At 42.3% G+C, this 23955-nt stretch carries 26 protein-coding genes and 1 pseudogene; 15 read left to right on the top strand and 12 right to left on the bottom strand.

Annotated elements, in window-relative coordinates:
* Positions 1–161 precede the first annotated feature (161 nt).
* The 4 genes from V7K42_RS00490 to V7K42_RS00475 all read left to right on the top strand — a co-directional run bounded on the left by V7K42_RS00490 (position 162) and on the right by V7K42_RS00475 (position 2562).
* Complete coding sequence (locus V7K42_RS00490; protein ID WP_334912521.1) at positions 162–557, top strand: DUF1830 domain-containing protein; 396 nt, start codon at positions 162–164, stop codon at positions 555–557.
* 98 nt (positions 558–655) lie between these two features.
* On the top strand, positions 656–1114 hold the full coding sequence (locus V7K42_RS00485; protein ID WP_334912519.1) for a DUF4079 domain-containing protein: 459 nt from the start codon (positions 656–658) through the stop codon (positions 1112–1114).
* A 73-nt stretch (positions 1115–1187) separates the two neighbouring features.
* Positions 1188–1754 (top strand): hypothetical protein, encoded by a 567-nt coding sequence (locus tag V7K42_RS00480; RefSeq protein ID WP_334912518.1) that lies wholly within the window; start codon positions 1188–1190, stop codon positions 1752–1754.
* 40 nt (positions 1755–1794) lie between these two features.
* A complete protein-coding gene (locus tag V7K42_RS00475; RefSeq protein WP_334912516.1) occupies positions 1795–2562 on the top strand; it encodes an ABC transporter ATP-binding protein in 768 nt (255 codons plus the stop codon).
* A gap of 80 nt (positions 2563–2642) precedes the next feature.
* On the opposite strand, the gene V7K42_RS00470 is transcribed toward V7K42_RS00475, so the two are convergent.
* Positions 2643–3416, bottom strand: coding sequence for a response regulator transcription factor (locus V7K42_RS00470; RefSeq protein ID WP_094346140.1), 774 nt, complete (start codon positions 3414–3416; stop codon positions 2643–2645).
* 582 nt (positions 3417–3998) lie between these two features.
* Here V7K42_RS00470 and V7K42_RS00465 point away from each other — a divergent pair.
* On the top strand, positions 3999–4247 hold the full coding sequence (locus V7K42_RS00465; protein WP_094332830.1) for a DUF6761 family protein: 249 nt from the start codon (positions 3999–4001) through the stop codon (positions 4245–4247).
* 310 nt (positions 4248–4557) lie between these two features.
* Here V7K42_RS00465 and grxD read toward each other — a convergent pair whose 3' ends face one another.
* The 7 genes from grxD to V7K42_RS00430 all read right to left on the bottom strand — a co-directional run bounded on the left by grxD (position 4558) and on the right by V7K42_RS00430 (position 9036).
* On the bottom strand, positions 4558–4881 hold the full coding sequence (gene grxD, locus V7K42_RS00460; protein ID WP_334892582.1) for a Grx4 family monothiol glutaredoxin: 324 nt from the start codon (positions 4879–4881) through the stop codon (positions 4558–4560).
* A 121-nt stretch (positions 4882–5002) separates the two neighbouring features.
* A complete protein-coding gene (locus V7K42_RS00455) occupies positions 5003–5260 on the bottom strand; it encodes a BolA family protein (protein WP_094346138.1) in 258 nt (85 codons plus the stop codon).
* A gap of 244 nt (positions 5261–5504) precedes the next feature.
* Positions 5505–6113 (bottom strand): hypothetical protein, encoded by a 609-nt coding sequence (locus tag V7K42_RS00450; protein ID WP_094346144.1) that lies wholly within the window; start codon positions 6111–6113, stop codon positions 5505–5507.
* A 436-nt stretch (positions 6114–6549) separates the two neighbouring features.
* Positions 6550–7308 carry a lysophospholipid acyltransferase family protein gene (locus V7K42_RS00445; RefSeq protein WP_334912512.1) on the bottom strand — a complete coding sequence of 253 codons (759 nt, stop codon included), beginning with the start codon at positions 7306–7308 and terminating at the stop codon, positions 6550–6552.
* Positions 7309–7420: 112 nt separating this feature from the next.
* A complete protein-coding gene (gene tadA, locus V7K42_RS00440; RefSeq protein ID WP_334912510.1) occupies positions 7421–7906 on the bottom strand; it encodes a tRNA adenosine(34) deaminase TadA in 486 nt (161 codons plus the stop codon).
* Positions 7907–8101: 195 nt separating this feature from the next.
* The gene (gene grxC, locus V7K42_RS00435; RefSeq protein ID WP_334912508.1) at positions 8102–8416 is read right to left on the bottom strand and encodes a glutaredoxin 3; all 315 of its coding nucleotides are present in this window, start codon (positions 8414–8416) and stop codon (positions 8102–8104) included.
* A gap of 47 nt (positions 8417–8463) precedes the next feature.
* Entirely contained in the window at positions 8464–9036 is a 573-nt protein-coding gene (locus V7K42_RS00430) for a DUF981 family protein (protein WP_334892586.1), read from the bottom strand.
* Positions 9037–9391: 355 nt separating this feature from the next.
* Between V7K42_RS00430 and glpX the strand changes: the two genes are divergently transcribed.
* From glpX to V7K42_RS00410, 4 genes and pseudogenes are all read left to right on the top strand, one after another.
* Positions 9392–10429, top strand: a complete 1038-nt coding sequence (glpX, locus tag V7K42_RS00425; RefSeq protein ID WP_334912506.1) for a class II fructose-bisphosphatase — start codon at positions 9392–9394, stop codon at positions 10427–10429.
* A 240-nt stretch (positions 10430–10669) separates the two neighbouring features.
* Positions 10670–11956 carry a glutamyl-tRNA reductase gene (locus tag V7K42_RS00420; protein ID WP_334912504.1) on the top strand — a complete coding sequence of 429 codons (1287 nt, stop codon included), beginning with the start codon at positions 10670–10672 and terminating at the stop codon, positions 11954–11956.
* Positions 11957–12056: 100 nt separating this feature from the next.
* The gene (locus V7K42_RS00415; RefSeq protein WP_334912502.1) at positions 12057–12617 is read left to right on the top strand and encodes a DUF2087 domain-containing protein; all 561 of its coding nucleotides are present in this window, start codon (positions 12057–12059) and stop codon (positions 12615–12617) included.
* 47 nt (positions 12618–12664) lie between these two features.
* Positions 12665–13255, top strand: a pseudogene (locus tag V7K42_RS00410) (Uma2 family endonuclease).
* Between the two features lie 180 nt (positions 13256–13435).
* Here the strand turns inward: V7K42_RS00410 and V7K42_RS00405 are convergent.
* Both V7K42_RS00405 and V7K42_RS00400 read right to left on the bottom strand, forming a co-directional pair.
* Positions 13436–14218 (bottom strand): ABC transporter ATP-binding protein, encoded by a 783-nt coding sequence (locus V7K42_RS00405; RefSeq protein WP_334714523.1) that lies wholly within the window; start codon positions 14216–14218, stop codon positions 13436–13438.
* On the bottom strand, positions 14208–15341 hold the full coding sequence (locus tag V7K42_RS00400) for a branched-chain amino acid ABC transporter permease (protein ID WP_334912500.1): 1134 nt from the start codon (positions 15339–15341) through the stop codon (positions 14208–14210). Before V7K42_RS00400 ends, V7K42_RS00405 begins: the two co-directional genes overlap by 11 nt.
* A gap of 439 nt (positions 15342–15780) precedes the next feature.
* On the opposite strand from V7K42_RS00400, the gene V7K42_RS00395 reads away from it, so the two are divergent.
* The 3 genes from V7K42_RS00395 (at position 15781) to V7K42_RS00385 (ending at position 17997) form a co-directional block, all read left to right on the top strand.
* Positions 15781–15978 carry a hypothetical protein gene (locus V7K42_RS00395; protein WP_094332765.1) on the top strand — a complete coding sequence of 66 codons (198 nt, stop codon included), beginning with the start codon at positions 15781–15783 and terminating at the stop codon, positions 15976–15978.
* A 74-nt stretch (positions 15979–16052) separates the two neighbouring features.
* Complete coding sequence (locus V7K42_RS00390; RefSeq protein WP_176727132.1) at positions 16053–16298, top strand: cytotoxic translational repressor of toxin-antitoxin stability system; 246 nt, start codon at positions 16053–16055, stop codon at positions 16296–16298.
* Positions 16299–16410: 112 nt separating this feature from the next.
* On the top strand, positions 16411–17997 hold the full coding sequence (locus V7K42_RS00385; protein ID WP_334912498.1) for a glucose-6-phosphate isomerase: 1587 nt from the start codon (positions 16411–16413) through the stop codon (positions 17995–17997).
* A gap of 378 nt (positions 17998–18375) precedes the next feature.
* On the opposite strand, the gene V7K42_RS00380 is transcribed toward V7K42_RS00385, so the two are convergent.
* Positions 18376–19815 carry an RtcB family protein gene (locus V7K42_RS00380; RefSeq protein WP_334912496.1) on the bottom strand — a complete coding sequence of 480 codons (1440 nt, stop codon included), beginning with the start codon at positions 19813–19815 and terminating at the stop codon, positions 18376–18378.
* 357 nt (positions 19816–20172) lie between these two features.
* On the opposite strand from V7K42_RS00380, the gene V7K42_RS00375 reads away from it, so the two are divergent.
* The 3 genes from V7K42_RS00375 to V7K42_RS00365 all read left to right on the top strand — a co-directional run bounded on the left by V7K42_RS00375 (position 20173) and on the right by V7K42_RS00365 (position 23121).
* Positions 20173–20367, top strand: a complete 195-nt coding sequence (locus V7K42_RS00375; protein ID WP_334912494.1) for a heavy-metal-associated domain-containing protein — start codon at positions 20173–20175, stop codon at positions 20365–20367.
* A gap of 221 nt (positions 20368–20588) precedes the next feature.
* Positions 20589–22874, top strand: a complete 2286-nt coding sequence (locus V7K42_RS00370) for a heavy metal translocating P-type ATPase (RefSeq protein WP_334912492.1) — start codon at positions 20589–20591, stop codon at positions 22872–22874.
* Positions 22875–22893: 19 nt separating this feature from the next.
* The gene (locus V7K42_RS00365; RefSeq protein ID WP_334912490.1) at positions 22894–23121 is read left to right on the top strand and encodes a hypothetical protein; all 228 of its coding nucleotides are present in this window, start codon (positions 22894–22896) and stop codon (positions 23119–23121) included.
* A gap of 48 nt (positions 23122–23169) precedes the next feature.
* Here the strand turns inward: V7K42_RS00365 and V7K42_RS00360 are convergent, their stop codons facing one another.
* Positions 23170–23598: a heavy metal-responsive transcriptional regulator gene (locus V7K42_RS00360; protein WP_334912488.1), complete on the bottom strand. Its 429-nt coding sequence runs from the start codon at positions 23596–23598 to the stop codon at positions 23170–23172.
* Positions 23599–23955: the final 357 nt, after the last annotated feature.

The raw sequence follows: 23955 nt of genomic DNA, 5'->3' as shown, positions 1-23955 counted from the left end.
CATAAAAAATTACAAAATTTTTACAACTTAAAAATATATCTTTAGACAGAAATAATCTGTAAAGGCTCAGTTGGTATTCACAGTTACAACAACTGGGGATCAGTGAGTGCTAGGCTTGGGTAGTGTAATGTAAAATTGTGGCGTAAAGCTCCTCAGCAGTTATGGCTCAAATATTAGATCCTCTACCACCTGAGCAATCGGGAAAAATTCTCTGCTGCTATATTAATGCCACGAGCAAAATACAGGTAGCGCGTATCTCCAATATTCCCAACTGGTACTTTGAAAGGGTTGTTTTCCCTGGACAACGTTTAGTTTTTGAAGCTCCGCGAAAAGCTCAATTGGAGATTCATACAGGGATGATGGCAAGTGCAATTTTATCAGATAAGATTCCGTGCGATCGCCTGATGCTCGAAGAACCCAATACCTATGAGTTTGATACAGACTCATCAGATGGAGAAAACCCTATTAATACCAAATCATTGGTGCAGCAAATTAATACAAAAACCGGAGATACTACAAAACCTTTACAAATGGCTAGTTTAGCATCTGTTGATTGATTAAAAAAAATTTAGCTAAATTTAAGGGTTGCTGAATTCGGCAGCCTTTTTTATTGGTCATTGGTCATTGGCATTCTCCCTCATCTACAATCATTCTTATGAATCTGCCTTCGTTTCTTTGGTTGTGGAAAATAGCGGCCTGGTCGATGGGGTTGTCCCTGCTGGCATATCTGATGTTAGCAATCACTGGTGTTTGGATGTTTCGGGCGAGAACTTCGCAACAATTTCCTTTTACGCCATTTCTGGGCGGAAATAGGGAGGTGCGATCGCTCCACTACTTAATGGGCATCAGCATGGTAAGTTTAGTGCTACTATTGCTAGCGATCGGGATTGTTGGCACTTTAGGACACTTTGGTTCTTTAGGTCACTCATCACACTTGGCATCTGGATTGATAGTGGTAGCATTAGTTTTACTGTCTGCTTTCAGTGCCACGCAAATTAGTGCTAGACGACTTTGGGCTAGACCCTTACACATCGGCGTAAATATTATTTTATTTGTAGGATTTGCCTGGGTATCCCTTACTGGTTGGGTTGTAGTACAAAAGTATTTACCCTAAAAAATTACGAATTGAACAGTCCAGCTAAAACATAGACCTACCTTACAATGAAGAAAAGCATTGTAATTGAGCCGTGACAGCAAATTCAGCCAATATCTCAGCTTCTGTATTTCGTTTGTCTCCTTTGATTCGGATAACGTTGTTGAGTTTATACGTAGCACTCACAGTCCCATTACCCTTTTTATCGCAGGTAACAGCCGCACCCGTACCTCCAATATTATTGTGGATAGGGATTGGCATCGGCTTAGTTGCCTTGTATGCAGTATTGACTGAACAAGTAATGGTAGATGACCAGGGAATTCAGGTTACTTACCCCGCCTGGGTTCCTCGTTTTTTCCGTAAAGGCTGGTTTTTACCTTGGTCAGAGGTAAAAGAGTTAAAACCCCGCACCACTGGTCAAGGAGGCTTAGTTTATTACTTCCTCAGCCAGGATGAGAAAGCTTATTTACTACCCATACGTGTATCTGGATTTGCCCGTTTCGTGCAAATTGTCCAAGCAAAGACGGGTATTGATACTACAGATGTTCGCCCTTTAGCACAGCCGTGGATGTACCTGATTTTATTAGTACTCACACTGCTGCTACTATTAGTCGATGGCTGGGCGATCGCAACAGCTTTAACTACTGCACAATTAACTTAAGATTGGGCATTGGTTATTTCTCCCTATCTCCTCACTCCCTTTGAATAAGGCAACACTCAGGCTAGAGCAAGTTAATCTGTTTACAAAGCTGAAAACCCAACTTCCAGGCAATCAGCAGGGATACCCCATATTGCGAGATATTGACTTGGAAGTATCTCAAGGCGATCGCATTGCCATTGTAGGGCCAGTAGGCGCAGGTAAAACTTCGTTATTACGCCTCATCAACCGCCTAATTGAACCCAGCAGTGGCAAAATCTATCTAGAAAATCAAGAATATCGCCAAATTCCTGTCATCCAGCTACGCCAGATGGTTGTACTTGTAGTGCAAGAGTCAAAGCTGTTGGGGATGACAGTTGGCCAAGCCTTGGCTTATCCTTTGGTTTTGCGTGGTTTCCCCAAACAGATAATTCAGGAACGAATCAGTTACTGGACAGAACAACTGCATATTCCCAATGAATGGTTAGGGCGAACTGAGGTACAACTTTCTGCTGGACAACGACAATTAGTAGCGATCGCTCGTGCCTTACTCATCCAGCCTAAAATATTATTATTAGACGAGCCAACATCTGCCCTTGATGCAGGTACAGCTTCTCATCTCATGCAAGTCTTAATCCAGTTGAGTCAAACTCATCAAACCACGATTCTGATGGTAAATCACCAATTGGAACTTGCCCAGATGTTTTGCACTAGGTTATTACACTTACAACAAGGTCATTTATTCGCAAATCAAACAGTCTCTGAAATAAACTGGCTTGAATTACGAGAAAGTCTAATTAAAGGAGAAACTCAAGACGATTTTGGATTTTAGGTTTTGGATTTTAGATTTTGAATTGGTCAGGAGATAGAAGTAAAGAGTTCTTATCTTACTTCCCAATTCCCAATTCCCAATCAAACCTGACTACTACTAAGTGTCGAACGTTGATTATTAAATCTTTCTCTAGCTAACTTTGTTGTTTGTGATTGTGAAATATTGGTATTCAAAATTTCCATGTTAAAACGGTATCCTACATTGCGGATAGTTTGAATCAAGTTTGGTTGACGAGGGTCAAGTTCAACCTTTTTCCGCAGCGACAAAACGTGAGTATCAATGGTACGAGGGTTATCGATAGCGTCAGGCCAAGCACGACGCAGCAATTCCGACCTACTCAAAGGTACTCCCCCAGCTTGTGCCAAAACGTACAGCAAACTGAATTCTTGAGGCGTTAAATCGATAAACTCTCCCTGAAAGCGGACACGGCGCTGAACTAAATCGATTTGCAAAGTGCCATAATCCAAATAAGCTGGCGCAGTAGGTGTGCGTTTCCGGCGAATCAGCGCCTCTACCCGTGCTAAAAACTCTTGCATCCCAAAAGGTTTGCTCAGGTAATCATCTGCACCCGCCTTTAAACCTGCCACAATATCACCTTCACTATTGCGGGCAGATAGCATTAAGATTAGAGGCTGCTCCTGACGATGCAACCAACGACAAAATTCAATGCCATCGCCATCAGGCAAGTCTGCATCTAATACTACCAGTGTTGGTTGATGGCTTAAAAATACTTCCCTTGCTTGATAAATACTGGCAGCTTGATGCACGCGGTATTCTAGCTGTTGCAAGTGCCAACCCAACAACGACCTCAGATGGGGATTCCCCTCAATGATTTCTATACAAACCGAACCCACAGCGGCAAGACCCCTTAGCGTCTGATGACTTTCAAAGTAACAAGCCCGTCACTAAGGTTTTGTAGCCTTTGTTACTTCAATTGCTATTAGCTTTACATTTCCTCATAAGAAGCGTAGCAATATCTTTAATTTATGCCTTGCCGGAAGGCAATTAGAAATATTATTAAATTTTTATTAAATTTTTCAGCAGTCTTGTTATACTTATGAAAAATTATTTCAGCTTAACATTCTGTTTTTACATGGTGTAATGTGGCAAATATCTAATAATTCAATCAGCTAAAAGTTAACGCAACAGCTTTTTAACCTGATGGTCAAAGGAGATTTTCCGCAAAAATTAGTGCCTATATCCAAGAACATAACACCAATACAATTGGGCTATGGAATATGAAAATCAGAAAAATAATTTACCAAAAAACCAGAATCAATGTTTTCTGGAATAGGATTAAAGTAGCGTGTAGCTGCTATAAGGGTACTACCCAAAGTAGATGTGTTGACTTTGAGTTGATGTCAAAGTGAAATTACACTTCACATTTGAGCGTGAATCATTTACAATTCTCATTCCAAGAGATTAATACAGCAGTTATGCTCCAAGACACACAAACCATCCGCTATTACCAAAGACTCACCGACGCCTTCGCCGAGTTATGGAATCGCGGTTATCGCACGGATGACATGCGGATGTATTTGGATGGATATCTAGCCGCATTGCGACAAAGTAACGTCATTGAACCTTATCTGATTCATCGTCTAGAAGAGGAGGCCAGCCGCTTCTTGTACGATGGCTCAAATTTTGCAGTGCCGCAACCACAGCCACAACCCGATTACTACTAAGTACCATTTACTTGGTCATTGTAGTAATTGTTGATTACCGCAGATGATTATAGCATATTATCTGTATTGGTCAATGCTTTGCCGTGGTGTGAGATTTTGGAGATATTGTATTGATTAAACGCATCCCCTCAGCCTATATTGGTTTTGCCAATGTGACTGAGGGGATTGTTGACTAGGTATGAAATTAAGCCAACATAGATAAAATATTTTTGTCCGCAACCTATTAAAAAACCTTGAAAGAGGAGACATTATTTCTCTCCCCTTTCAAGGAAATTAAAAAGGCATATTGCCTTGATTGCGTAAAGAGAGATTAAGAAGCTAGTGCTACTTCTACCTTTTGTTGCAATTCACCTTTTTGGTACAGTTCAATCAAGATGTCAGAACCGCCAAGGAATTCACCATTAATATACACTTGGGGAATTGTCGGCCAGTTAGAGTATTCCTTGATTCCTTGACGGATTTCAGAGTCTGATAGAACATCAACTGTCTCAAAGGGAACTCCCAAGGTATTGAGAATCTGCACAACGTTGTTGGAGAAACCACACTGGGGCATTAATTTGTTTCCCTTCATGAAAACTAGAATCTTGTTCTGTTGTAGCAAGTTATCAATTTTGTCTTTAAGTTCTGGTGTCATGGTATTTGTGTTTCCTATGTTGCATTCAACGATGACGAGTGAGGAGTTATAAATTTTTAACAGACGCGATTCATCGCGTCTCTACTTTTAACTCCTGTACAGACGCGATGAATCGCGTCTCTTAGGAACTTGCTGTTGCTTGCCAAGTTTCGGGAGTGTATGTTTTTACTGCCAAGGCATGAATCGCTTCAGTTGACATAGCTTGACCCAACGCACCATAAACTAACTGGTGCTGTTGCACTAGTCCTTTACCTGCAAAGTGCGATGAAACTACTGTCACTTGATAGTGGTCGCCGCCACCAGTCAAGTCTTGCACCTGAACTTGTGCGTCTGGCAGTTCCGCCTTGATCATTGCCTCAACCTGCTGCGGACTAATCATCGCAATTCCTGAAAAAACTTACTTTTCTATTATTAACAGATATAGGGCAAAAGCCTGTGCCAACTTCAGATGTTTGGCAAGACTGGGGATAAATACGCCTTTGAGGTAGATTTATGAGAAGGCTGGGTTCAAAGCTACGGCAGATAATCACATCCTAGCACTGGGGCGTTCCAAGGTGCTGCTCAGGAAGAGAAGGATTTGAAATAGGTGGGATATAAAGAAAAACACCTAACGCCAATTTAATTTATTTTTTTGGGGATGAGGAAGACGAACTACCACCTTCTCTGGGATAGGGAGAATCAACAAAACCCAACTCAAACAACTGTTTATAGGCTTTTTTGCCTAAATCCCGTGTCGGGTTTTGACTCTTAATTATTTGAACCAACAACGGCACAGCTAATTCTGGCTGATTTTGTGCCCGATGTACTAATGCTAGTTGAAAGGTGGCTTCATCTCGCTTTTGGGCTGTTAATAGAGCTTTTTGGCGCTGAGAATCAGAAACTCTATTGTCAATTCCCGAAAAGCTAGAATTTAACTCTTGATAAAAATTAGATAGCTGATTATAGACCTGACGTGCTTCTTGTAGTTTCTTAGCAGCTAAAGGATAGTTTTGAGCAGAAACGGCTTGGTCTGCCTCTTTTACTAAGCGATCGCCACCTTCAATGCTCAAAAGGCTGTTACTTTGGGTTATAGGACGCAGGTTATTGGGATCGTTGGGGTCAATGGGTTGTGGTTGGCTGGTAGTGCCTGGTGACTGTGATACCTGAGCATTCACAGGTGATAGCAGACTGAGGACTGCTATGACTGATAAAAGGGTACGGTGCATCAAGGTAACAGCGGCAGCAGTGTTCATGGGATCAATTAGTGCGACAACTATATAAAAAGTTATGGAAACTTCGGGTATCTTAACTCTGTTTTGGTCTTGGACAAAGTAAAGACACATCCTAAGTATCTCTGATTTAGGACTGAAAATCGCTTTAATAGAGTTCCCATTACCCTTGTATAGTAACTAACTTAAATCCTTATGATGAGCGATAGCTACGATAGACTGGGTTGACACGTTAATTTTTCTGATTGTGCTTTCTCATCGGTTTACTAGCAATCGACTTGTAACTATCTATATGTATACATTCCCAACGGTTGCAAAATAGCACTAAATTTTTGGTTACTTATTGCAGGATGGATATAGCAGTTAGCAATTAGTGTCAAAGCTTAAAAACGTGCAGTTTCTTCATCATGCACGGTCAATGGTTAAGAGCCAGTCTTAAGACTCTTGTAATTTGATGAGATTAAGAATTAGTAATTTCTGCAAATGCGTGATTAGTAATTTTTCTTTCTTGATGGCTTAATTGTTGCAGTGCCTTTCCTAAATCATTTGTGATGCTTTTGGCATCTTGTTTTATACAGCCACTCATGTAATCCTTTACCCTGATTGGAGAGCCAATATCAATACTCACGTCTGTACCCCAACTTGGATAAGGTTGGCTGTAATTAATGCCTATAGGTATAATTTTCACTCCCAACTCAGAATAACTAGATTCAGCACTCAAAGCAAGACGAGCAATTCCCGGTTTCAACTGGTGAACTTGCCCATCACGAAAAATATTACCTTCTGGAAAGATAACCACAGTTTTTTTCTGCTGAAGTAGCTCAACTCCATGTCGGAGTGTACGAATTGACGGATGCTTAGAATTTACAGGAAATCCCCCCAAACGTTTGACAAACCAGCCTTGCAAACCTTGGCATTCGTCAATAGTCACCATAAACCGCAGGTCTTGTTCTCTCCGACAATTAGCAGTAGCGTAGGGTACGAGCAATGCATCCCAACGCGCCCGATGAGTAGGCGCGAGGATAGCAGGCCCAGTTGTAGGGATATTTTTTTGTCCGGTTATTCTAATTTCTCGAAAGAATAATGGTAATAGGCAGTGACGGCCTAATAAATGTGCCAGAGGACTTAACCAAGGAGAAACCCTTGAGGTAGTAACAGCCACCGGATGATTTGCTGGTGTATGCTGGCAGGGATCGGATGAAGAGTGAAATTCAATCATGACGGATGCAGCTGATTGACGGGTAAAATTTAACAAAAAGCTTGATTAGTTACACCGTAGATTCTCTTGCGTGACTTGTCTTGTGCTATATGGACAGTTTTACCTCTGTCCGTTAGTTTACCCTACGCCGCCTAGTAGCAAACCAAGCCTGTAATTGCTGACGACAAGCTGACTCTAGAATGCCTCCAATGACCTGGAGATGGTGATTAGAAGCAGCACTATCGGGTATGTTAATAACTGTACGAATTGCGCCAGTTTTTGTATCGTCTACTCCATATACAAGTTGTCTTACACGCGCTTGCAAAATAGCACCTGCACACATCGGGCAAGGTTCAAGAGTTACGTAAAGAGTACATTCATTAAGATGCCAATTTTGTAAAGTTGTTGCAGCTGTCTTGAGAGCGAGAATTTCCGCATGGGCGGTAGGGTCTTTGTCGCGCTCTTTTCTATTTTCTCCTTGTGCTAGCAATTTGCCTGTTGAATCAATAATAACAGCACCGACAGGAACTTCACCTGCATCACCTGCTGCTTTTGCTAATTTTAAGGCACAACTCATCCATTGTTGATGTATAAGATATTCTGTGTATTTAGTTTGCATATTCTTATCAATATAAAAATTTAAAAATTCAACACATTTTCTAGGGTGCGCGTCTTGTAAGCCTTTGAGTGGGTAAGACACACATTTTACAAGAAATAAAAAGTATGTAGCCCGCAGACTAGAAATCTGGGGCTAAATAATTCAAAATTCTTAAATTCAGCATCACCAAACCAACCGTTAGGGTTAATTTGATTTCTAAATAGCGGCTTGGGCTAAAAGGAGATCGAGTTGGCTTTGTGTGTCTAGCTGATAGAGGTCATCGCAGCCGCCAATGTGCTGGTTATTGATAAAAATTTGCGGCACAGTCAGTCGTCCGTTAGCACGTTCTGCCATTTTAGCTCTGGCTGCTTCGTTACGGTCGATTTTATATTCAGTAAAATTTACACCTTTCCACCACAGGAGCATTTTGGCACGAATGCAATAAGGACAAGTTTGCCACGTATAAAGTTCGACGTTGGCTTTGACTCGCTCTGGATGGCGATTTAAGAGAGGATTAAGAAAGTTCAGCATATTTTCTTAAGCAAAGTTTTAACTATGTCTTTAGCCTAGATCATTGCTTACCGCATCGGTGCTGGAACCCACTTTTGGAAACTCTCTAAATGATTCCAATAAGATAAATATCCTGTCAACGCCCAAATTAGAGCGGCTACTATCAGCACTGCTACGCCAATTAGCCGCCAAGTTCGGTTAGTTTTCCAATAGAGAGTTGGCGCTGCAAAAATACCACCTAAGCCAGTTAAAATAAAGCCGATTCCTGATAAAAGCGGTTGCTTAGTCAAATTCAAGTTGATGATGCGGATACCCACTACGATCGCAACTACGCCAGCAAAGAAGCCGTAAACTGCTATTGTCAATAAATCCCAACCTTGAGCAAGAGAAACCGCAGCCGCAACAAACAAGATTCCAAATAAGACGCTTGTCTCACCAAAGGCAATGTTAAAGCTACCAGCGATTGGCCAGGTGAAACTCATGTGTAAACCAGTTGTGAGTGCGATCGCACCCGTAATTCCAAATCCCGGAATCCACGGTCTTTGATTATAACTATCTATACCACGATACACATAGTCAGCCAGTAAAAATAGCCCAGCTACCATATTAATTAACATTAATGTGATGTAGTCGATAAACACAATTAACCTCTTAATTTCACAAGCTATCTACTCTGCGCCTCATCTTTCAGTTTTTAGTGAATTTATCAGCTTTTTTATTTATTACTTTATACCTGAAGATAGATACTGAAGAAAAGTAATGTTCTAGATATATATTGCTACCCATTTATGCCAGTTTTTAACTTAGTTAGTTTTGAACACGTTTTATACTGAAATAATATTGAGTCGAAAATCAGGATGTGCTAAATGGTACTTTTCTAACGAGTTAGCAGTAAAACTTAACTTTCTTCCACGTGTATCCGCCCTTTGGTAGACTTGAAGACTGAAATAGCCAGATAAAGCGACACAAATTCAAGCAGTTGAGAGGGCAGACTCTGTGGAAAATACACTTGGGTTAGAGATTATTGAAGTAGTAGAGCAAGCCGCGATCGCATCCGCAAAGTGGATGGGTAAAGGCGAAAAAAACATCGCTGACCAGGTAGCTGTGGAAGCTATGCGGGAGCGGATGAATAAAATCTATATGCGTGGTCGCATTGTAATTGGGGAAGGCGAACGCGATGACGCGCCGATGTTATACATCGGCGAAGAAGTTGGTATCTGTACCCAACCAAATGCCGAAGCTCTCTGTAACCCTGATGAATTAATCGAAATTGATATTGCCGTTGACCCCTGTGAAGGTACGAACTTGGTAGCTTATGGACAACCTGGTTCGATGGCTGTCTTGGCAATTTCTGAAAAGGGTGGATTATTTGCTGCTCCTGACTTTTACATGAAGAAGTTAGCAGCACCTCCCGCAGCTAAGGGCAAGGTAGACATCAACAAGTCAGCAACAGAAAACCTCAAGATTCTCTCTGAGTGTCTAGAGCGCTCTATTGAAGAACTCGTGGTCGTGGTCATGAAGCGCGAACGCCACAACGATTTAATTAAAGAAATCCGTGAGGCTGGAGCGAGAGTCGCCCTAATTTCAGACGGTGATGTGGGTGCAGCCATCAGCTGTGGTTTTGCTGGAACTAATATCCACGCGCTGATGGGTATCGGTGCGGCTCCTGAAGGTGTAATCTCGGCAGCAGCAATGCGTGCTTTGGGCGGACACTTCCAAGGTCAACTGATCTACGATCCAGCAGTCGTAAAAACAGGTCTGATTGGAGAAAGCAGAGAAGCCAATATCGATCGCTTAAAATCTATGAATATCAATGACCCCGATAGGGTCTATGATGCTCATGAATTGGCATCTGGTAAAACTGTTCTGTTCGCTGCTAGTGGCATTACCAGTGGTAATCTGATGAATGGTGTACGTTTCTTCAACGGCGGAGCCAGAACTCAAAGCTTGGTAATTTCTAACCAGTCGAAAACTGCTCGATTTGTTGATACAATTCACATGTTTGGTGAACCCAAGACTCTCCAATTAAACTAATTTTTAGGGAATGGGGAATGAGAAAAGTAGGGGTAAAGCATTTGGAAATAAATCTTTCTATAAAATAGAAAAATAGTTGCCAAAATGCTTCATCCTTACACTAGTTAGTAGTTAGTATTTAGTGATTAGTTATTGTTTATTGATTGAAAAAACTATCAACCAATAAACAAAAATTCCCCATTCCCTATTCTGACTCAATGCTCTATTTTCAACTACCAACTAGTAACTACGATTTAGCAAATGAATATAGCAGTGGTGGGGTTAAGCCATAAAACAGCCCCAGTAGAAGTCCGGGAAAAACTGAGCATTCCAGAACCACAGATTGAAAGTGCGATCGCTCAACTGGCAAGCTATCCCCATATTGACGAAGTTGCAATTCTTAGTACTTGTAACCGTCTAGAAATCTACATTGTTACCAGTGAAGCAGACCAAGGTATCCGAGAAATAACTCAGTTTCTTGCAGAATATAGTAAATTACCCGTGCTTTCTCTACGACAACATTTATTTATGTTGCTACATGATGATGCAGTGATGCACGTCATGCGAGTAGCAGGTGGTTTAGATAGTCTGGTACTCGGAGAAGGTCAAATTCTGGCTCAGGTGAAAACTACTCACAAACTGGGACAGCAATATAACGGTATAAAAACCATTTTGAATCGATTATTTAAACAAGCGCTAACAGCAGGTAAGCGGGTTCGCACTGAAACTAGTATTGGTACTGGTGCTGTCTCTATTAGTTCGGCTGCTGTGGAGTTAGCACAGATAAAAGTGGCAAATTTAGCTGCTTGTCGAGTGGTAATTCTTGGTGCTGGTAAAATGTCACGGCTGCTGGTACAACACCTACTTTCTAAAGGTGCTGTGGAAATTAGTATTGTAAATCGCTCTCGCGATCGCGCTCAAGACTTAGTAAAGCTGTTCCCTCAACAACAAATCCAAATTCATCCGCTATCGGAAATGATGACTGTAATTGCCGATAGCGATTTGGTGTTTACAAGTACTTCAGCAACAGAGCCAATACTTGACCGTGCCAAATTGGAAATGGTTTTAGAAGTTCAGCGCTCTTTAATGTTATTTGATATTTCTGTACCGCGTAACGTTCATGCAGATGTAAATGAACTAGAAAATGTGCAAGCGTTTAATGTGGATGATTTGAAGGCTGTGGTAGCGCAAAACTACGAAAGCCGTCGGAAGATTGCACAGGAAGCCGAGCGACTTTTAGAGGAAGAAGTAGAAGCTTTTGATATTTGGTGGCGCAGTTTAGAAACTGTCACTACTATTAGCTGTCTGCGAAATAAAGTCGAAACCATCCGCGAACAAGAGTTAGAAAAAGCTTTGTCGAGATTGGGTTCAGAATTCGCTGAAAAACATCAAGAGGTAATTGAAGCATTAACACGGGGAATTGTCAATAAGATTTTACATGACCCGATGGTACAGTTGCGATCGCAGCAAGATGTTGAAGCTAGACGGCGCTGTATGCAAACTCTACAAATGTTGTTCAACCTCGATGCAGAGGAACAGTTTAGTTAAACTAAACAACAGAATCCCCGATTTCTATGAGAAGTTGGGGATCTTAGCTTTTAAATTAGATATACTTCTAATTAGACATCTATCTAATTAGAAATTAGTCATGCAACCAGAGCAATTTAACATCTTACTGCGCTTTTTTAAGGCATTAGCGGATGATAGCCGATTGAAGATTGTAGGTATCCTGGCAAATCAGGAGTGCAGCGTCGAAGAATTAGCGGCGCTACTGCAACTCAAAGAACCGACGGTATCCCATCATTTAGCAAAACTTAAAGAGCTAAATTTGGTGACAATGCGCCCGGAGGGGAATAGCCGTTTGTATCAATTGGATAACGAAGCTTTGCAAAGCATCAGTAAGGAAATTTTCACACCAGAGAAAATAGCATCTTTGATTGAGGATGTGGATACTGAGGCTTGGGAAAGCAAAGTATTGAAAAACTATTTTGAGGGCGAATGTCTGAAAGAAATTCCTGCTAGTCGCAAAAAGCGTCTAGTAATTCTCAAGTGGTTAGCAAACCAGTTTGATGTTGGAGTCAACTATCCTGAACATCTTGTAAATGACATTCTCAAACGCTACCATCCTGACTGCGCCACCCTACGACGGGAGTTGATTGCTTGCCAGTTAATGCAGCGAGAGAATGGGGTTTATTGGCGGATAACATAGATATGAAAGATGAATAAGCAATCGCACAATAAATAGGTCGTATATTTATGCAGTTAGAAACACAAAAACTAGATTACACACCTGAAGAGTATTTAGAAATTGAAGAAAAAGCTGAATATAAAAGCGAATACCGTAATGGAGAAATTGTACCAATGACGGGTGGCACTACAAATCATAATAAAATCGCAGGCAACTTTTATGCTTATTTGAAGTTTGGTTTAAGAGGCAAGAATTATGAGGTTTATATTGGAGATGTGCGTTTGTAGATACCTCGTTATCGGCAGCATACGTATCCCGATGTAATGGTGATTGAAGGAGAACCTATTTATACAGGAACCAGCACAACAACGGTTATGAACCCGATGTTAATTGCTGAAGTTTTATCTAGATCGACTAAAAATTATGACCAAGGCGATAAGTTTCTTTATTATCGCTCTATTTCAGAGTTTAAGGAATATATTTTAATTGACCAATATCAGTATCATGTAATGCAGTATGTAAAAACTGCGGAAAGCCAATGGTCATTTACTGAAATTGAACATGAATCTGCAACTTTATCATTGCAAACGGTTGATTTTAAAATTGAATTGCGGGATCTTTATGATAAAGTCAATTTTGCAGAAAATAACGAAGACTAAAATAATTCGTAATTCGTAGTGATGCTAACTCTTTTATAGCGACTCATAAAATAAGATTGTTTTTTCTCAGCGTTCTCTGTGCCGCTGCGGTTTAAAAAATTAATTTATTTAACCACAGAGGCGCAGAGAACACAGAGTAAAGCCTTAAAGAGGAATTTTTTGACCAAAAGTTTTTACAAATTATTTTCCTAAATAAGCTTCTAGAACTTTGGGATTGCTTTGAATTTCTGCGGGTGTACCATCAGCCAAATTCTGCCCTTCGGCAAGTACCCAAACGCGATCGCACAAGGACATAATCACATCCATATTGTGTTCGATAATCAGAAAGGTCATCCCATCTTGACGGTTCCAAGTGATAATGCGATCGCAAATATCATCAATCAGTTTCGGATTCACCCCAGCAGCTGGTTCATCCAACAAAATTAACTTGGGATTAGTCATCAGGGCCCGTCCCATTTCCAGCAGCTTCCGTTGTCCACCAGACAAACAACCAGCATAATCGTGCGCTTTTTTCGCCAAGCCTACTGATTCTAATAGAAACATTGCCCGCTCTTGCAGTTGCTTTTCTTCTTTAGCGACAACGTGCGGCTGTAATTGCACTTGCCAAAAATTTTCACCCGTTTGTTTTTGCGCCGCCAGCAGCATATTTTCTAATACCGACAACCGCGAAAGAGTCCGTGCAACCTGAAAGGTGCGGATTACTCCCTGCTGGGCAATTTGATATGGTTGCAAGTTGTGAATCGGTTCGCCGTCAAAAATCACTCGCCCTTTATCTGGGCGGATGAAGTTTGAGAGTAAATTAAAGAAAGTAGTTTTACCAGCACCATTGGGGCCAATCAAGCCCGTGATGCTGCCTTTGGCAACTTCGATTTTCGCCTCATTAACAGCTTTGATACCACCAAAGCTTTTAGAAAGTCCAGTGGCTACCAAAAGGGGAAGTGGCAATGACTGGTTATTTACCAAGGGTAAGTTCCTCCTTTTTCCCTAGAATACCTTGAGGTCGCCAAATCATCAGCACCATTAAAATTAGTCCGATTACCACGATCCGAAATGCACCCAAACGAGCTTCATCAAGGGGAACAATTCGGGGTAAGACTTCTCGCGTCAGCGCATCGTAAGCAAAGAAAATTACCGCGCCTAAGATTGTGCCAACATTATTGCCAGAACCGCCTAAAATCACCATAATCCAAGTGTCAAAGGTAATCTGGGGTTGAAAGTTATCGGGGTAAATGGCGGACAGTTGCCAAGCAAAGAAAGCACCAGCGATACCTGCGATCGCACCCCCTAACATTAATGATTGTAATTTATACCAAAATACATTTTTTCCCAGTGCCTTGGGAATTTCTTCATCTTCGCGGATGGCTTTGAGAATTCTACCCCAAGGCGATCGCACCAAAATTTCTAAGCGCCAGTATACAAATGCTAAAACCAACAGCAAAACCAGCATTAAACCTGCTTTGGGATTGTAGTTATACAGTCCAATTACCCCAGAAATATAAATTGCTGCCGCTAAAATTGCTAAGACAATTCCCACACCCAAGCGCGACGCAAATTCTTGCTTGCTAGTTGTCCTTTTGCCTAAATCAGTAGTTCGAGATATTTGGGTGGTACGAATCCATTGCCACAAGGTAAAAAAAGTTACGGCAGCTAGTAGCGTTAACAATCCAATCATCACTAATCTGACAAACAAATTCGGCTCTGTAGATAAGGGTATAGGATAACTTTGCACGCCAAACGCCCCAGAAACCCAGGTATCACCAACAGGTAAATCCTGATTATTTACTACCAAACGAATTAATTCGCCTGTGCCGATGGTGACAATTCCTAGATAATCTTCCCGTAAGCGTAAAGTTGCAAAACCAATTATCAAACCCAACAAGGCGGCGACAATTGCTCCAGCCACTGCTGATATCAATAGGGGTACGCCCTTTAAGCTTAATAATACGGTTGTATATGCTCCCAGGGTCATGAAAGCAATATGACCAAAGTTAATTAACCCCGTAAAGCCCCACTGTAAATTAAGTCCCAAACCGAATAGAGCAAAAAGTGCTGTAGAAATTGCTAAGAAAATTAGATAGTCAACCATATTTAATTCGTAATTCGTAATTCGTAATGCAACTGGGATTTAGAGGTTGAATGAACAAGTATTTCGCTGTAATTTTAGGCACTCTTAGATCCCCCCTAACCCCTTAAAAAGGGGGAAGAATCAAAGCCCCCCAATTTATTGGGAGATTTAGGGGGATTTAGAACTTTTAATACTGATAAGAGGACTTTTCAAACATCCTCTTAAACCCCGCCACAAAACTTGTCGCTTGTTAGAAGCGGGGAACTTAGGTGATTTCTGAGAAAGAATATACTCAGGTTGGCTGACGAGTGTAGACACTTCGACTGGCTCCCCTACTCTCTTGACTGGGCGAATAAATTTTAGCGTAGCTTGAGCATAGTGCTATATTGCCGTTAACCTTTGCTAATTTTGTGGGAATACTATTTATTGTTGGTGTTGGGTTGTAGGTAAAAACTAACGTATGAATTTGCTGCGACTGAGAATGCATCACTTAATCGAGCAGTTAGCCGATGAAGATTTGCAAGACATTTGGAACGTTCTCGAAGCTTTACATTGTGACTTTTATATGCTCAAAGCGATACAACAAGTTAAGCGATCGCAGCAACCGTGGGATATATTAACCCATGAAGAAGCGGTACGACTGTTGATGTTTTTCTGATTCAGCAGCGCTTTCTTTTCTTGTGCCAGTGGCCCCTCAAGTTTTGGTTAAGGTAACGCCTAGTGAGTCTAGAAATGCGCTATGCAAGGTCTTTTTTGCTAGATCTGAAAAATTTAGAACCTGCTGCTTACGAGCGGGTGCATGATTTTGTCTTTATTGAGTTAGCCCAAAAGTGGCAACTGACCGATCTAAAAGAATTGCGACAGCTTGATGGTGAAGGCATTTTTCACCGCTTCACCCTAGATAATTACCTGATTGGTATAGAAATCAGAGGTGAAATTGTGAAATTTCTGCGTGTCATCCCTATGCCAGATGTTTAAAGTGAAGAGTTAAGGGAACACTGAAAACTGTAAACTGTATAAGGCTAGGCAGGGATCGCTATAACCTTACATTAAACTGGTTTTTGAAAAACACTTTATTTGAGATTTCCCTATGGATGCTAGGGCACTTTGGCAACGATACCAAAACTGGTTATATTTCCACGAGGGATTGGGACTGTACTTAGACATAAGTCGAATGCGGTTCGATAATGCCTTTGTAGAATCGTTGCAGCCGAAGTTTGACAAGGCGTTTGCGGATATGGCTGAACTGGAGAAGGGTGCGATCGCAAATCCCGACGAGAGGCGCATGGTTGGACACTACTGGCTGCGAAATCCTGATTTAGCGCCAACTCCAGAACTTACACAAGAAATAGTCCAAACCCTAGAACAAATCGAAGCCTTTGCGGAAAAAGTCCAAACAGGTGCTATTCATCCTCCCAGAGCAAGCCGCTTCACGGATATTATCTCCATTGGCATTGGTGGTTCCGCCCTCGGCCCCCAATTCGTCGCAGAAGCCCTTGCTCCTGATTTCCCGCCCCTGAAAATTCACTTTATCGATAACAACGATCCGGCAGGTATCGATCGCGTTATCAATCATCTCCGAAATAGCCTCGCCAGCACTTTGGTATTGGTGATATCTAAATCTGGGGGAACGCCGGAACCCCGCAACGGGATGATTGAAGTTAAAAAAGCTTACGCCGGACACAATTTGGAATTTGCTCAATACGCGGTAGCAATTACCAGCGTTGATAGCAACCTCGATAAACTAGCCAAAGACGAAGGTTGGCTAGCCAGATTTCCCATGTATGACTGGGTAGGAGGACGCACCTCAGAAATGTCTGCTGTGGGGCTAGTACCAGCCGCATTACAAGGCATTGATGTTCGCACCATCCTGGATGGTGCAAAAGAGATGGATGACGCTACCCGCGTCCCAGATGTCAAAACTAACCCAGCAGCCTTGCTTGCTTTGTCTTGGTACTTTGCAGGCAATGGAAAGGGTGAAAAAGATATGGTTGTCCTACCTTACAAGGACAGCTTATTTTTATTCAGTCGCTATTTGCAACAACTGGTGATGGAATCGTTGGGCAAGGAAAAAGACTTAGACGGTAAGGTTGTCCATCAAGGCATCGCCGTTTATGGCAACAAAGGCTCAACAGATCAACACGCTTACGTCCAACAGTTGCGTGAGGGTGTAGCTAATTTCTTTGCTACCTTCGTTGAAGTATTAGAAGATCGTCAGGGCCCATCCACTGAAATAGATCCGGGAGTTACATCAGGCGACTATCTTTCCGGTTTTCTCCAAGGAACCCGACAAGCACTTTATGAAAATCACCGCGATTCGATTACAGTCACCATTCCCCAAGTTAATCCCCGAACCGTAGGGGCATTAATTGCTTTGTATGAACGCGCTGTTGGTTTATATGCAAGCTTAGTTAACGTCAACGCCTACCATCAGCCAGGGGTAGAAGCTGGCAAAAAAGCTGCCGCCTCCATTCTCGATTTGCAAACACGAGTGGTAGCAGTCCTCCAAAAAGAAAAAACTCCTCTTTCTCTTGAAGAACTTGCCCAGAAAGCAGGTGCATCAGAGCAAGTTGAGGCAATTTACAAGATTTTGCGTCATATCCATGCCAATCAGCGAGGTGTGGTTTTGCAAGGCGATCTTCAGAAACCCGGCAGTTTAACCGTTTTTGCTAGCTGATAGCTCTAGTCTAATCATCAAATTTTGTCCCTAATTGTTGTATCAGCAACAATTTTTTATTGTGAAGCATCCTAGATAGAAGTTTTATCTTCCATCTAGGATGCTTTACTGTATTAGGACTTACGCAAAAACTCTCTGAAACTCTTATTTCTCCGTATCCTCTGCGCCCTCTGTGGTTCGTTTTTTCATAATTTTGCGTAAGTTTTATGTATAATTCGCAACTTAATATAAATCCTATCTCGCCGATTGCAAAAATATCATAATTTTATGCATTAATTGCATTAGTACGGATTTGCTATCGCTTCACAGATGCGATTCTAGTATCAGGGAATAAAGATGGATACCCCTGGTGTTATACCAGGGGCTTTTTATTTAGAGCTATGCCTTAAACGTCAACACCGGACTCAATCGCGCTACAACGTCTACCATTTTTGCCTCCACTTGCACATCAATCACAGACTGAATCGGTTTGTAGGCGGCTGGTGCTTCTTCAATGCGGCGTTCTTCACGCAAGGTTATGCAGTCTACGCCAGTTAATCCCAGTTCTGCCTCACTTTGAGATGCACCTCTGCGATTGAGGTCGAAGCGAGAATAAATTCTTCCCGCCCCATGTGAGGCCGAATGACAAAATGCTGGATTACCTCTACCCACCATCAGATAAGAATCAGCACCCATTGAACCAGGAATAATCACTGGTTGCCCTGCATAGGCTGGACTTGCACCCTTGCGTGTTACCCATCCTTCACCTTCTGGTAAGGTGATGTTGTGCGGCAAGTCGTAAACTAGAGGTGCTTCCACATCTTTGTATACTTCCCGTAAACGCAGACGTAGTAGTTCCGCTAATAGCAAACGGTTGATAAAGGCATAATTGGTAGCAGTTGCCTCAGCTTGTAAGTAACTGGCGACTAATTCGGGGTGAGAATGGTTAGAGAGAGGAAAAATCTGAGAATCAGGGTACTTCAAACCTTTTTGCCAAGTCGCCTTAGCTTTATCTCGCCACATTCCCCCAATATACTTACCCACATTTCGGGAACCAGAATGAATCATAAAAGCTAGTTGTCCCTCGCGCACTCCCCAAGCATGGGCAAGGGTGCGATTTTCAACTTTATCAACTCGCTGCACTTCTACAAAATGATTGCCCCCGCCAATGGTCGCTAATCCGCCATCGCGTACCAGTCCGGCATCGGAAACCAATTCTTCAGGCGCAAGTTTCCAGTTACCATCCATTGAACCACCTAAAAAGATGCGTTCGCTCTCTTGGGCTAGTTGTTGCAAATCAGATTTGACTACACTCCCCGTAGCCCGATTTTGCATGGCATCCAGCCAACCTAAAACTCCGTATTGAAATAGCGATCGCATTGCCTCAGCAGTCATTGTCACATCACGCGTACCAAAGAAGTAATCCCCTTTCATTTTTTCTACGAATTGGTCGCGCTTTGCTAAGAATTCGTCGATTGTCAAATCAGCAACGTGCAGGCGCATTCCACAATTGATGTCAGAGCCGACAGCACCAGGAATAACCTGACCCACAGTTTCTACAATTGAACCAATGGCAACACCTGCATCGCCTGGGTGAAAGTCAGGTGTAGCACAGGCCCGACAAACGCATCCGCCAGATGGGTGGCGGACACTTGCCAAATTCGCTAACTGCTTCAGCGCCTTAGCTTCTACGGGGAAGCCTTCTGGCAGAAGTACTTCCGCTACAGGTGCATCAGGAGAATTAACTAAACGGACAGAATAAGTGCGATTGTTGTAACTTACATCCAAACCCTGCCGCTCTAAAGCACGCAGGAGACGCTTTAAATTTTTTGGCTGCATGAAAACTCCAAATAGAGCCTTAAAAAAGACTCTTTGTTGTGAAGAGAGTAGGAGACTTGGGTTCAGCAGCCGCGTCTCAGGTGTTGCGGAGGGTTATTTGCCCGGAATTGTGGGGAAAACAACAGTTATATAGCCTTCATAACACACACTTGCATCAGGAGACAAGTGTTGTGTAGTATTTTGTATTCTTTAGCGATTGATGCACTACATCTCTAAAGAAAATTGAACTTTAGCGAAAAACTTTTAAAATTCTCTAGACTCTCCAGCCGGCTAGAGAGTCTAGTATGAATTCAAGGCGACTCTCTTTCCAGTTATTTCTGGTTTGGCTAGGTTGTTCATTAATTATCCCGTAAATCTATGACTCTCCAACTCACAGTTCCCAATATGTCTTGTTCTGTTTGTGCAAGTACCATCACCAAAGCACTTCAGGCAGTCGATGCTAATGCCAGCATTCAGGCAGATCCCACAACCAAGCTTGTCAGTGTAGAAACTCAAGCATCAGAAACAGTAATTAAGGAAGCGTTGGCTGCTGCTGGCTATCCAGTTGCTTAAGGGATTGGGTACTGGGGGTTGGGGACTAGGGACTGGGTACTGGGTACTGGGTACTGAGGAAAAGAAAAAACTATCCATTTGCCCTCTAACCTTTTCCCCCTATTTCCAAGTCCTCAATCCCCAATCCCCAGTCCCTAATCCCTAATCCCCAATTCCCAGTCCCCAATCCCCAGTCCCCAATCCCCAATTCCCAGTCCCCAGTCCCCAACCCAACCCCCAGCATGGATACTCTCACACTCAAACTTCGAGGCATGAGTTGCGCTGGTTGCGCTAACAACATCGAAAAGGCAATTCGCTCTGTTTCTGGGGTGATTGACTGCAACGTTAACTTTGGAGCAGAACAAGCCACTATCAAGTACGATCGCTCTCTAGCCAATTTAGAAAAAATTCAAGCCGCGATCGCATCTGCGGGATACTCTTCTTACTCACTCCAGGAAGAATTGCTCTCTGAAGAAGATGATGCCGAAAAAGCGAATAGGCAAGCATTACAACGCGAACTCTTCCTCAAAGTAGTTGTGGGAGGTGCAATCAGCATTTTCCTATTTTTGGGGTCGTTGCCGATGATGACTGGGCTAAACTTCCCTTTAATTCCCAACTTCCTGCAAAATCCTTGGGTACAGTTAGTGCTGACAACACCCGTTATATTGTGGTGTGGCGGATCTTTTTACCGCAATGGCTGGAAATCTCTCAAGCGCCATACGGCGACGATGGACACGCTGATTACTTTGGGTACAAGTGCAGCATATCTATATTCTTTATTTGTCACTGTTTTTCCGAAATTTTTTATTGCTCAGGGCTTGATACCTCATGTTTATTATGAAGTTGCTGCCATTGTTATTACTTTAATTTTATTGGGGCGGTTGTTAGAAAATCGCGCTAGGGGAGAAACTTCTGAAGCCATTCGCAAACTAATTGGATTGCAAGCCAGAGATGCCAGAGTTATCCGTGATGGTGTAGAAGTTGATGTTCCCATCGCCGAAGTCAGAATCAACGATGTGATTTTAGTGCGTCCTGGTGAAAAGATTCCGGTAGATGGCGAAGTGATTACAGGTGCTTCGACGGTAGATGAAGCAATGGTGACTGGTGAAAGTTTGCCAGTGAAAAAGCAGCCAGGAGATGAGGTGATTGGGGCAACGATTAACGGTGCAGGTGCATTTCAATTTCGGGTGACACGAGTCGGAAATGATACGTTTTTGGCTCAAATCGTCAAATTAGTGCAACAGGCACAAGGTTCTAAAGCACCCATTCAGCGTTTGGCAGATCGGGTGACAGGATGGTTTGTACCAGCTGTGATTGCCGTTGCGATCGCCACTTTCGTCATTTGGTTTAATTTCACTGGCAACCTGACCTTAGCAATAATGACAACGGTGGGTGTACTAATTATCGCTTGTCCTTGTGCTTTGGGTTTAGCTACCCCCACATCTGTGATGGTGGGGACGGGCAAAGGTGCAGAAAATGGCATCTTGATTAAGGGTGCTGACAGCTTAGAACTAGCACACAAAATTCAAATCATCGTTTTAGATAAAACTGGTACTTTGACTCAGGGTAAACCCACGGTTACAGATTTTGTAACTGTCAACGGTACAGCTGATGGCAATGAAATCAAGCTTTTACAGTTAGCAGCAACGGTGGAACGGAACTCTGAGCATCCTTTAGCTGAAGCGGTGGTGAAATATGCCCAGTCTCAAGAAGCGAGTTTAATAGATGCACAAAACTTCATCGCTAACGCAGGTAGTGGGGTGCAAGCAGTTGTTTCAAATCAACTTGTGCAAATTGGTACACAACGCTGGTTAACAGAACTTGGAATTAATATTATTGCTCTCCAGCAGTATAAAGATGCTTGGGAAGCGGCTGGTAAAACAGTCATTTTGATTGCTGTAGATGGCGAACTACAAGGAATCATGGGTATTGCCGATGCCCTCAAACCTTCATCTATAGCAGTGGTGAAAGCTTTACAGAAGCTAGGTTTAGAGGTAGTAATGCTCACCGGAGACAATCGGAAAACGGCTGATGCGATCGCTCAAGAAGTTGGCATCCAGCGAGTATTTGCCGAAGTGCGTCCAGATCAAAAGGCGGCGATTATCCAATCTTTGCAAAGAGGGGGACTAGGGAAAATTCTTCCCAATCCCCAATCCCTTGTCGCAATGGTTGGCGATGGTATAAATGATGCGCCAGCCTTAGCACAGGCTGATGTGGGAATTGCGATTGGGACAGGAACAGATGTAGCGATCGCAGCTAGCGATATCACCCTAATTTCTGGAGATTTGCAAGGAATTGTCACAGCAATTCAACTCAGCCGCGCCACCATCAACAATATCAAGCAAAATCTCTTCTTTGCGTTTATTTACAACGTCATTGGCATTCCCATTGCGGCTGGAATTCTCTTCCCTATTTTTGGTTGGTTACTCAATCCAATTATCGCCGGGGCTGCGATGGCTCTTTCTTCGCTATCTGTTGTTAGCAATGCTCTGAGATTGCGTAACTTTCAACCAAAAGCTCTCTCATAATTGCAGGGTAATTTAGGAAATGTTCAGTAAAAAAATGCTTTGGGGAAGCCTGACAGCTTTAGTGCTTCTCACTGGAACATCAGGTGTGACATTAGCAGAAATGCCAGCCCACTCGTCAGAACAAGCCAGGCAATTTCAACGCATTGAGCAACCTTTGGGCTTGAAAGTTGGTGTTGCGATCGCTGGTTTAGCCTTGATTGGATTAGAGTTATGGTGGTTTCTCCTCTATAAAAGTCCTGAGTCCTGATCTCATTCTATTTTTACTTTTTAACACTTAGCACGGGCTAAACCATAGCTATCCGCTAACAGGATTGTTTTGAATAATAGGACAAATTGTATCTTCATTGCGATCGCTGGTATTCTTCCAGCCTGAAAGTAATCCCTTTATTTCAGAACGTAAAGTTAACAATTGCTCGATTTGGCGATCGATGTGCAAGAGCTTGTCTTCAAGCTTTTCTTGAATTTCACCACAAGGAGCTTGTCCTTGGTCATAGACCTGAAGAATATTTCCAATCTCCTCTAGACTAAGACCAAGATTTTGTGCCCTTTTAATAAAGGCTAGACGAGTCAGCACATCCAATGAAAACTGGCGGAAGCCTCCCTCTGTTCGTCTTGAGGACTTGAGTAAACCTAAACTCTCGTAATAGCGAATTGTCCTGATTGGTATTCCGCTTATATCTGTTACCTGACCAATTAAAAGCAGTTTTTCATTTTGAGTTAACACGGCAGATTTTCCCAACTCTTGTAACTATTATCACATATAGCAGTCCTAAATCATTTGTAAAAAGAAACGAACCGCAGAGGCAAAGAGTTGCCAGTGCGCCCTTGCGGTTCCCGGAATTGTAACAACTGGCGCGACGTTGAGAGATAAATCGGAGATTTTCACGACTCATTTAGGATTGGCATATTAGTCATTTGAGCGTTTAGCGAAAAATCGGCATCAGTATTTTAAATTTTTATCTAATTATAAATTTTACTAATTTTCTATTTTTTTTAATATCTATTAGAAATGGATACTAGTTTACATAAGCTTATGTTAGGGTGTCATAATTTTAAGAATATTTATAGAATTTAGTTGAGA

Source organism: Nostoc sp. (genome assembly GCF_036917455.1).
Lineage (GTDB): Bacteria > Cyanobacteriota > Cyanobacteriia > Cyanobacteriales > Nostocaceae > Nostoc.
This window is presented reverse-complemented; position numbering and strand designations above follow the sequence as displayed.

Coding starts and splice junctions, on each gene's coding strand:
- V7K42_RS00490 (WP_334912521.1), top strand. CDS start 162: ATGGCTCAAATATTAGATCCTCTACCACCTGAGCAATCGGGAAAAATT.
- V7K42_RS00485 (WP_334912519.1), top strand. CDS start 656: ATGAATCTGCCTTCGTTTCTTTGGTTGTGGAAAATAGCGGCCTGGTCG.
- V7K42_RS00465 (WP_094332830.1), top strand. CDS start 3,999: ATGCTCCAAGACACACAAACCATCCGCTATTACCAAAGACTCACCGAC.
- grxD (WP_334892582.1), bottom strand. CDS start 4,881: ATGACACCAGAACTTAAAGACAAAATTGATAACTTGCTACAACAGAAC.
- V7K42_RS00455 (WP_094346138.1), bottom strand. CDS start 5,260: ATGATTAGTCCGCAGCAGGTTGAGGCAATGATCAAGGCGGAACTGCCA.
- V7K42_RS00450 (WP_094346144.1), bottom strand. CDS start 6,113: ATGAACACTGCTGCCGCTGTTACCTTGATGCACCGTACCCTTTTATCA.
- V7K42_RS00445 (WP_334912512.1), bottom strand. CDS start 7,308: ATGATTGAATTTCACTCTTCATCCGATCCCTGCCAGCATACACCAGCA.
- tadA (WP_334912510.1), bottom strand. CDS start 7,906: ATGCAAACTAAATACACAGAATATCTTATACATCAACAATGGATGAGT.
- grxC (WP_334912508.1), bottom strand. CDS start 8,416: ATGCTGAACTTTCTTAATCCTCTCTTAAATCGCCATCCAGAGCGAGTC.
- V7K42_RS00420 (WP_334912504.1), top strand. CDS start 10,670: ATGAATATAGCAGTGGTGGGGTTAAGCCATAAAACAGCCCCAGTAGAA.
- V7K42_RS00415 (WP_334912502.1), top strand. CDS start 12,057: ATGCAACCAGAGCAATTTAACATCTTACTGCGCTTTTTTAAGGCATTA.
- V7K42_RS00400 (WP_334912500.1), bottom strand. CDS start 15,341: ATGGTTGACTATCTAATTTTCTTAGCAATTTCTACAGCACTTTTTGCT.
- V7K42_RS00395 (WP_094332765.1), top strand. CDS start 15,781: ATGAATTTGCTGCGACTGAGAATGCATCACTTAATCGAGCAGTTAGCC.
- V7K42_RS00390 (WP_176727132.1), top strand. CDS start 16,053: ATGCGCTATGCAAGGTCTTTTTTGCTAGATCTGAAAAATTTAGAACCT.
- V7K42_RS00385 (WP_334912498.1), top strand. CDS start 16,411: ATGGATGCTAGGGCACTTTGGCAACGATACCAAAACTGGTTATATTTC.
- V7K42_RS00380 (WP_334912496.1), bottom strand. CDS start 19,815: ATGCAGCCAAAAAATTTAAAGCGTCTCCTGCGTGCTTTAGAGCGGCAG.
- V7K42_RS00375 (WP_334912494.1), top strand. CDS start 20,173: ATGACTCTCCAACTCACAGTTCCCAATATGTCTTGTTCTGTTTGTGCA.
- V7K42_RS00370 (WP_334912492.1), top strand. CDS start 20,589: ATGGATACTCTCACACTCAAACTTCGAGGCATGAGTTGCGCTGGTTGC.
- V7K42_RS00365 (WP_334912490.1), top strand. CDS start 22,894: ATGTTCAGTAAAAAAATGCTTTGGGGAAGCCTGACAGCTTTAGTGCTT.